Origin of the sequence: Synechococcus sp. R55.7, from assembly GCF_047461955.1 — a bacterium.
In the GTDB taxonomy this organism is placed as follows: domain Bacteria; phylum Cyanobacteriota; class Cyanobacteriia; order Thermostichales; family Thermostichaceae; genus Thermostichus.
The window spans coordinates 1-5,279 of record NZ_JANSIC010000181.1 but is presented as its reverse complement, the minus strand read 5'-3'; the positions used below and the strand labels follow the sequence as shown (position 1 = coordinate 5,279).

Sequence of the window (5,279 nt, the reverse complement as noted above, 5' to 3'; positions counted from 1 at the left end):
ACCAAACAGCTTAAGACCTGCCATACGCCACAGCCTCTCCCCGGAAGAGGGAAAGGCTGGAACTGGGTTGGGAAGTAAACTGCTTTTCTGGTACTCTGGAATACTTGTGCTCTGTGGGCAGTTGAGAGTGGGGTTGCGGCCAGGTGCCCCCATCAGTAGGCTAAGCCCATGCTGCGGGTGGTTTCGGGGCCAAGGTAGACTCGGATGCTCAGAAAATCGGTGGGACAAGCGGTTTCACAGCGTTTGCAGCCAACGCAGTCTTCGGTGCGGGGAGCGGCAGCGATCATGCCAGCCTTGTTGTTCCCCTTCCAGGGCACCATCTCCAACACGTCGGTGGGACAAGCCCGCACACACTGAGTGCAGCCGATGCAGGTGTCGTAGATCTTGACCGAGTGAGCCATTAGCGTTCTCCAGTCGAGCAGGTTGAAACGTTAAAAAGAGGTTTACCGAATCCGCAGGGCAGCAGCATCGCTGCGCAAGTGCCCTCAGTGTACAGTAGTCCTGGGAAGCCTCCAAAATCTCCGATCCAAATGTTCAAACAAATTTACATCCGGTGGGCCAATGGGAAGGTTGCTGGGGTTGGGCTAGGATCGGCCTGAAGATGACAGGACAAGGGATCCCGAACATGGGGCGCTCGGTGCAAGATTGGCGAAGGCAAACTCAGGGCAATCTGCGTCGTCTGGGGCCAATTTTGCTGGAGATCTTCGAGGAAAACGTCCCTCGCCTACGCCGCTGGGATCAGCAGCTCACCGATTGGGTGCGCAGCCGCCGCTGGGGGGTGGATCCGTCTCTGCCCAAGGTGGCTATCTATGTCCTGGGCGCAGTGGTGATCCTGGCGATCCCACTTCTCACGTTTGTGGCTTTGGGGGCTTTCCTAACCTTTCTGGGCGTCCAAATTGTCCAAAAGTGGTCACAAGGGGATCCCGCTCGCCAAACTCAGCGCCGCTATCTGCGCAGTGCTGACGCGGATGATGATGACTTTGATCTGGATTGAGAAAGGGGCTGCGGGGAATGGGCGGGCTAACTGTCCGCCGACCGTTGGGGCTCCTGGGAGTCTTGCTGCATGCCCAAGCGTTGTTTGACCTGTCTGATCACCTTCTGGTGAGAGCGGTTTTCCAGCCTGTTTAGGCCGATGGCGCCGGCCAGGATCCCCAACTGTAAGGCCAAGCTGGGCAAGGTGGTGTTCAAGTCCCGTCCCGCCAGGGCTCGAAAGAAAAACACAAACGCCCCGATGGTAGCCGAGAACCCCACCGCCAAGTAGATGAAGCGCCGCAAGCTGCGGTAGGGAGCGGCCAGCTCCGTCAACAGCCTCACCTGCTCTGCTGAAGAGGGATCCCGGCGTTGCGACAGGGGCGATCTTGGCTTGGGATCGGAGTCTGCCATTGGCTACACCTCCTCAGGCAACAAGAGGGGCTCCCGACCGGAAACCCCCGCCAAAACGGCTTCGGCAGCGCGGCAGGCGGCCAGAATATCTCGCTCTTCCCCTCCCAAGTACACGCGGCCAAAGCTACCGAAAGGCATCACTTCTAGGATGTTGATCTGGGCAGATTTTTCTGCCTCGTTGGCAGCCAGGGGGGCATAGCCTGCCGGTTGCACCTCCAGGATGTAGAGGGTTTGGCCAGCCAGGAGCATTTGGCCACGGCGGGAACGGTTAATCAACTGGGTTTGGTGGGGATCGATGTTGCGGATGATCTGGCTGGAGATGATGCGGGGCTTGAGGCGCTCCTGTTCACTCACCCCTAAGGCAGCCAGAATCGCCCGTCCGGCGGTGCGGGTATCCCCTTGGTTGCTGGAGTGTACTTCCAGAAGGCCGTAGAGGCGTTCCACCACCTGCAGCCCCGGCCTCACCGAGGTGGCCTTCAGGGCAATATCCATAACGCGGTTGATCTCGATGCCGGGGGAAATCTCGACCCACAAAGAAGTGTCCCCAGGCAGGGGCAAAAAGCCGTAGGCTACTGTGCCCAGATAAGCAGCATACTGGGGTTGCAGCCGATCCAAAAACACGTAACTGCGAAGGTCGATCCCCAAAAAAGTCCTCCCTTTGGGCTCAGTTGGATGTTGAGCTGATGGCGATCTACATTCTCATTCTCCAGCCTCATCCCAGCTCTTGGATCTTGGGCAGACCGGCCAACCTTGGCGCATCAGTTGGGTTGCTGCCCGGCTCTACAGATCGCCCTGAGCCACCACCTTCACCGTTGTCAGGGCTTCCACGTCGATGGGCCCGCGCACGTGCAGCCGCTGGGTAGAAATGCCCAAAGACAGGTCGCGAAACGCTCCCAACGTGGGGATCCCAGCTCCCCGGCCTGCCGAGAGGGGGGAAGTGTTGATGTGGATCAGGGCGGCATCTACTTCCTGGAGAAAGCGCTGGGCCGCCGATTGGCTATCGGTGAGGATCGTCTCCGATTGACGGCAACCATTTTTGTTAATCCAGGCGATCGCCTCCGTCAGGTCGGCAATGGGCTGCAGGCGCAGATGAGGTCGTTCCGTCGAGTCAAAGCCTTGCCCAAGCGGCTGGAGCTGCGGGAACTGTTCCAGAATGGAGGCGGCTGCCTGGATATCGATCCCGTGACCCAGCAAGTCCTCAATCAAGGCGGTCAGATGGTTGGTGGCCCAATCGGTGTGGATCAGCAGCCAGAGGGTGAGAGGCTGATAGATGGGGATCCCTTCTGAGCCGTACTGGGCCAGGGGATCCAACAAAGCCGATTTGACCAAGGGCCAAGGGGCAGTGCGATCCAGATAGATGTGGCCGTAGCCCAAATGGGTGGCCAGAGTCGGCACTTTGCTGGCCTGCAACAGGAACTCCACCCAGCCGGGGCGACCGCAGGGAATCACCAGGTCGAGGTAGCGGGTTTGCTGTAGCAACGGCAACAGTGGGGAATCTGCTTGGGGATCTGCGGTTCGGTCTTGGGCGGGCAAGGTTTGAATGGCCCCTTCCGGGATCCCGTGCTCATAAGCCGTCTCTGCCAACAGGTTGACCATAGCCTGGTGAGTTTTCTGGATGGGACCGCTGCTGGCCAAAATCACGCCATTTCCTGTTTTTAGGCACATGCCAATGCCATTTAAGGCAAACTCGGGGTAGATTTCGTAGACCAGAGCAATCAACCCCAACGGGACGCGGTAGCGGCCAATAAACAGGCCATTCTCCTGGCGGTGCCCTTTCTCCAGCTTGCCAATGGGATCCGGCTGCTGGGCCAGGAGAGTCAGCAACTGGGCGGATCGCTGTAGACGCTCGGGGGTGAGCTTCAGGCCGTTGAGGATCCACTCCGGTACGGTTTGCTCGCGGCAACTTTCCAGGTCGAGGGTATTGGCTTCCAGGAGCAGATCGGAGCGCTCCAACAAACACCGCGAGAGAGCCAGCAGGGCCTGGCGCTTGGTTTGGCTGCTCAACCGCTGCATCTGCGGTAGTAAGCGGCGTACCTGTCGCAGAGTGGTACCTAAGTCAAAGTCTGAACCGAAATCTGTCACTTGAACTTCTCCCGCCTAGCCCATTAGAGACAGACCCGCTGCGTTCTCCAGACCACTGCTAACAAGAAATGGTTGGATCCACAAGTGCTGGGGCTGCCAATTCTGGAGACCAGTCGCTGGAGAAAATCTCACTCACCTCAGGGCCGCCGCAGCAGCAGGATCGCCGTTACCATCAGCAGCGTTAGCAACAAGCCGAGAATCATGAACCAACTGAGCAACTGGGTTTGGTTTGGGAAGAGCACTGCGCCGATGAACCCAACCGCCAAGACAATGCCCAAGCTGAGGGTGAGGCCCAAGAGCGCGGATCCCTGTAGGGTGTTTTCCCGCCGCAACACCCATTGGTAGCCGTTCCAGAACCACATTTTGCGATAGGGATAAGAAACGGCCAGTTGCTCGATGTACAGGCGGTCGGGGGTAATGGCAAAAATATGCTGGCAACGGCTACACCCAAAGGCTTCGGTTAGGGTGATCAGGCGCAACTGACCTTGATGGCAGCACGGGCAGGGGTAAATTTTGGCGGGCTCAAGGGTCTGAGCGACACGCGAGGCTGAGTTTTGACGGGGAGACTTGCGGGGAGAAGAGAAGGCCACAGCTCTCAGCCGGTGAGAAGTTGGGATCCCTCACATCCTATCTTCAGGAAAGCGGAGTCAAGCCACCCAGAGATGGTGGACGTAGCGCCAAGTGAGGATTTGGTTGAGGGCGAGGAAGATCAAAGCTAGAAGCCCGTAGCCCAGCTTCAGGATAGTGCCAAGATAGCCAAGCACCCTTTGGGGGATGAAGCTGAAATCGGTGTGTTTGGCCCAATGTACCAACGCCAACACCTGCAGGATGTGAACCGGCAGACAATAGCGGCTCATGCTTCGCTGGCCCAAGGGGCTCGTACCCGTCAGGGCAATGTAAAACATGGCCCAAGCAGCCAGATGAAATCCCAGCCGCTCCCGCCAACACTGGCTTCTACCTGCCATAACTCCTGCCGCATCCATTAAACCTGTAACAAGCAGGGATCCCAGGGTGGCAGACACAAACAGTTGGCTAAGAGCGTCAGCCCACAGCCCAGGGTCTTTCATCGGTGCAGAAAGAGAGAGTAAGCTTTGCCAGCGTTCGGCGGAAAGGACATATGTGCGAGCTTGGAAAATAGCTTGATAATTGGCTTTCACGCCGGTAAAGTAACGCTGCATTTCCAGGTAGAGATCCCAGCGTCCGAAGCGGAGCTGACAGTAGAGAAAAAAGCCCAGGCCACCCAACAGAGCCAAGCTCGCTGCCATACTCGTCCAAAACCAACGGCGGGCTTGGGTTCTCTCCCCCGCTTTCAGGAGATTCAAAAAAGGGAGCAGCGCCACCGGCAAGCCGACAATCCGAGTAGCACTCATCACCAAGCCGTGGATCCCAGCCAGGAGCATCAGCAGGGGACGGCCCCCGTGAATTGACCAGTAGAGAAAACCCAGTAGGCTGGCCATAAACAAAGATTCGCTGTAGCCCACGACCAGGTAAAAGCTGGTGGGATAAAAGAAGATGAGCAAACTGGCCAAAATTTGCCAGAGGGGGGGAATTTGCCACCTGCGGTAAAGCAGGAAAAGGTAAACCCACATCAGCCAGCAAAAGAGCTGAGCAGTTAGGTAAAGCCCCAGTTCAGGGTCAACTCTCAAAAGGCGGCTGATTCCGGCCACCGCCAGGGGATAGCCGGGGAAAAAAGCTACGTTGCTCTGCTCGTAGGCAATCTTGTCGAAACCCACAAACTGGTACCCCCGCCGCACAATGCTGAGATACCAATAGCTATCCCGCTGACTCAGGGCTGTGAAGGCAGAAGCATAGTC

7 protein-coding genes are annotated in these 5,279 nt (G+C 57.7%); 1 reads left to right on the top strand and 6 read right to left on the bottom strand.

Annotated features, from left to right (window positions below):
- Nucleotides 1–152: 152 nt before the first annotated feature.
- Nucleotides 153–401 carry a photosystem I iron-sulfur center protein PsaC gene (gene psaC, locus NW820_RS09690; RefSeq protein WP_011432199.1) on the bottom strand — a complete coding sequence of 83 codons (249 nt, stop codon included), beginning with the start codon at nucleotides 399–401 and terminating at the stop codon, nucleotides 153–155.
- A 200-nt stretch (nucleotides 402–601) separates the two neighbouring features.
- On the opposite strand from psaC, the gene NW820_RS09685 reads away from it, so the two are divergent.
- Complete coding sequence (locus NW820_RS09685; protein ID WP_414407368.1) at nucleotides 602–994, top strand: hypothetical protein; 393 nt, start codon at nucleotides 602–604, stop codon at nucleotides 992–994.
- Between the two features lie 26 nt (nucleotides 995–1,020).
- On the opposite strand, the gene NW820_RS09680 is transcribed toward NW820_RS09685, so the two are convergent.
- The 5 genes from NW820_RS09680 to NW820_RS09660 form a co-directional block, all read right to left on the bottom strand.
- Nucleotides 1,021–1,383 (bottom strand): DUF3493 domain-containing protein, encoded by a 363-nt coding sequence (locus NW820_RS09680; RefSeq protein ID WP_011432201.1) that lies wholly within the window; start codon nucleotides 1,381–1,383, stop codon nucleotides 1,021–1,023.
- A gap of 3 nt (nucleotides 1,384–1,386) precedes the next feature.
- A complete protein-coding gene (locus NW820_RS09675) occupies nucleotides 1,387–2,028 on the bottom strand; it encodes a hypothetical protein (protein WP_011432202.1) in 642 nt (213 codons plus the stop codon).
- A gap of 135 nt (nucleotides 2,029–2,163) precedes the next feature.
- Entirely contained in the window at nucleotides 2,164–3,465 is a 1,302-nt protein-coding gene (locus NW820_RS09670; protein WP_414407367.1) for a gamma-glutamyl phosphate reductase, read from the bottom strand.
- A gap of 137 nt (nucleotides 3,466–3,602) precedes the next feature.
- Complete coding sequence (locus NW820_RS09665; protein WP_238376873.1) at nucleotides 3,603–3,944, bottom strand: hypothetical protein; 342 nt, start codon at nucleotides 3,942–3,944, stop codon at nucleotides 3,603–3,605.
- 168 nt (nucleotides 3,945–4,112) lie between these two features.
- Nucleotides 4,113–5,279 (bottom strand): hypothetical protein (locus NW820_RS09660; RefSeq protein ID WP_414407366.1); only part of this gene is annotated, 1,167 nt, incomplete at its 5' end.